Origin of the sequence: Sulfurimonas sp., from assembly GCF_041563035.1 — a bacterium.
In the GTDB taxonomy this organism is placed as follows: domain Bacteria; phylum Campylobacterota; class Campylobacteria; order Campylobacterales; family Sulfurimonadaceae; genus Sulfurimonas.
The window spans coordinates 1-2,452 of the sequence record NZ_JBFFNS010000048.1; the positions used below are offsets into that span (position 1 = coordinate 1).

Below are 2,452 nucleotides of genomic sequence, written 5' to 3' on the forward strand. Positions count from 1 at the left end.
GAGATTATTGCAATCGAATGTCGTCCACTTTCTAAGACTAAATCTTTTAGACTTAAAACAGTAGTATCAGGAGCTAAGTAATGATCCAAGGTTTTACTCGTTTAGTTGTAGCTGATAATACAGGTGCAAAAGAGATTATGTGTATTAAGGTACTTGGTGGTTCTAAGCGTCGTTATGCTTCAGTAGGTGACGTTATCGTTGCTTCTGTTAAAAAAGCGACTCCAACTGCTAAAGTTAAAAAAGGTAAAGTTGTAAAAGCTGTTATTGTTAGAACTGCTAAAGAGGTTCACCGTGAAAATGGTTCTCTTATCCGTTTTGATGACAATGCAGCAGTTATACTTGATGACAAGAGAGAGCCTATCGGTACTCGTATTTTTGGACCTGTTGGTCGTGAAGTTCGTTATGCTGGATTTATGAAAATCGTATCTCTTGCACCGGAGGTTGTTTAATGGCAAAATTTAATTTCAAAAAAGGCGATACTGTAGAAATTATCGCTGGTGATGATCGTGGAACTAAAGCTACTGTACTTGAAGTATTACCTAAGAAAAACAAGGTGATAGTTGAGGGTTGTAAAGTTGCTAAGAAAGCTATCAAACCAACTGAAGATAACACTAAAGGCGGACATATCAATAAAGAGATGCCTATAGATGTTTCAAATGTACGTAAAGTGGAGGCATAATTAGATGGCTCGTTTAAAAGAAAAATATTTAGGTTTAAAATCTGAGTTACAAGCTGACTTAAGCATTGCTAATCCAATGCAAACTCCAAAAGTAGATAAGATTATTATCTCTGTTGGTGCTGGTTTCGCAATGAAAGATAATAAACTTATTAAAAATATCGAAGATACAATTACAAAAATTGCTGGTCAAAAAGCAACTACAGTAATCGCTAAGAAATCAGTTGCTGGTTTTAAAGTTCGTGAAGGTATGCCAGTAGGTATCCGTGTAACACTTCGTGGTGAAAATATGTATAACTTCTTAGATCGTCTAATATCTATCGCACTTCCACGTGTGAAAGATTTCCGTGGTGTTCCAAGAAATGGTTTTGATGGTCGTGGTAACTATAACTTCGGTCTTCAAGAGCAACTAATTTTCCCAGAGATTAGTTATGATTCAATCATGCAAATTCATGGTATGAATATCACAGTTGTTACAACTGCTGATTCAGATAAGGCAGGATTTACTCTTTTAGAGAAAATGGGTATGCCTTTTACTAAAGGGAGTAACTAATGGCTAAGAAGTCTATGATCGCTAAAGCGAAAAGAGAACCTAAGTTCAAAGTTCGTGGCTATACAAGATGTCAGATTTGTGGTCGTCCACACTCAGTTCTTCGTGACTTTGGTATCTGTCGTATTTGTTTTAGAAAAATGGCAAATGAGGGATTAATCCCAGGTGTTAGAAAGTCTTCTTGGTAAGCCAAGAAGATACTGCTAACAATCAGTAGTTAGGAACTCCTAACTGCATCATAAGGAAATTAAATGATAAATGATTTAGTATCAGACGCGTTAACTCGTGTACGTAACGCAGGTATGAGAAGATTACCAGTTACTACTTTAGTTCACTCTAAGAGTGTTGAAGCTGTAGCAAATATCTTAGTAGATAAAGGTTATATTGAAAGTTGTAATGTTGTTGAAGACGGCGTTAAGAAAACTATCAAAGTTGTACTTAAGTACGATGAAAATGAAAAATGTGTAATCAATGAGATTCAAAGAGTTTCTAAGCCTGGTAGACGTGTTTACAAAGGTAAAGAAGACATCAAACGTTTCAAAAATGGTTACGGAACTATTATTGTTAGTACATCACACGGCGTTCTACCAAATGACAAAGCTTATGAGCTTGGCATTGGTGGTGAAGTTATGTGTACAGTTTGGTAGGGAGATAGCATGTCAAGAATTGGTAAATTACCTGTAGAATTTGCTGCTGACATTAGTGTTAGTACAAATGGAAATGTTATAACTTTTGCTAAAGGCAAAAATAGTGTTGATTTAGATACAAAAGGAAATGTAGACTTCTCTTTAGAAGGAAATATTTTAACTTTTGCTACAAAATCACAAGAGAAAGCTCACAGAGCATTCTGGGGAACATATAGAGCACTAGCTCAAAATATCGTTGTTGGTTTAACTACTGGTTATACTAAACAGCTAGAAATCAATGGTGTTGGTTACCGTGCTGCTGTTCAAGGCAGAGTACTTAATCTTCAACTTGGTCACTCTCATGATATTAATTATGATTTACCAGAAGGTCTAGAAGCTGTTGTAGAGAAGAATGTTATCACTCTTAAAAGCCATGACAAGCAAACGCTTGGTCAAGTAGCTGCTGAGATTAGATCATTCCGTCCACCAGAGCCTTACAAAGGTAAAGGTGTTAAATACATGGAAGAGCATATCGTGCGTAAAGCCGGTAAAACTGCTAAGAAATAAGGGAGGAGTATAAATGAATGCTAAAGTATTAAA

General features: G+C 36.0%; 6 protein-coding genes and 1 pseudogene. All 7 read left to right on the plus strand.

Features of this window, described 5'->3' with window-relative positions; all coding sequences use genetic code 11:
• Positions 1–81 (plus strand): annotated as a pseudogene (locus ABZC13_RS14190) (30S ribosomal protein S17); the annotation flags it as partial.
• Positions 81–449 (plus strand): 50S ribosomal protein L14, encoded by a 369-nt coding sequence (rplN, locus tag ABZC13_RS14195; protein ID WP_294964882.1) that lies wholly within the window; start codon positions 81–83, stop codon positions 447–449. The pseudogene ABZC13_RS14190 and the gene rplN, both read left to right, overlap by 1 nt.
• Positions 449–679 carry a 50S ribosomal protein L24 gene (gene rplX / locus ABZC13_RS14200; RefSeq protein WP_008338880.1) on the plus strand — a complete coding sequence of 77 codons (231 nt, stop codon included), beginning with the start codon at positions 449–451 and terminating at the stop codon, positions 677–679. The genes rplN and rplX overlap by 1 nt, the downstream gene beginning before the upstream one ends.
• Positions 680–683: 4 nt before the next feature.
• Positions 684–1,229, plus strand: a complete 546-nt coding sequence (rplE, locus tag ABZC13_RS14205; protein ID WP_373005345.1) for a 50S ribosomal protein L5 — start codon at positions 684–686, stop codon at positions 1,227–1,229.
• A complete protein-coding gene (locus ABZC13_RS14210) occupies positions 1,229–1,414 on the plus strand; it encodes a type Z 30S ribosomal protein S14 (RefSeq protein WP_008340791.1) in 186 nt (61 codons plus the stop codon). Before rplE ends, ABZC13_RS14210 begins: the two co-directional genes overlap by 1 nt.
• A gap of 63 nt (positions 1,415–1,477) precedes the next feature.
• A complete protein-coding gene (gene rpsH / locus ABZC13_RS14215; RefSeq protein WP_373005348.1) occupies positions 1,478–1,873 on the plus strand; it encodes a 30S ribosomal protein S8 in 396 nt (131 codons plus the stop codon).
• A gap of 9 nt (positions 1,874–1,882) precedes the next feature.
• On the plus strand, positions 1,883–2,419 hold the full coding sequence (rplF, locus tag ABZC13_RS14220; RefSeq protein WP_373005351.1) for a 50S ribosomal protein L6: 537 nt from the start codon (positions 1,883–1,885) through the stop codon (positions 2,417–2,419).
• The last annotated feature ends 33 nt before the right edge of the window (positions 2,420–2,452 follow it).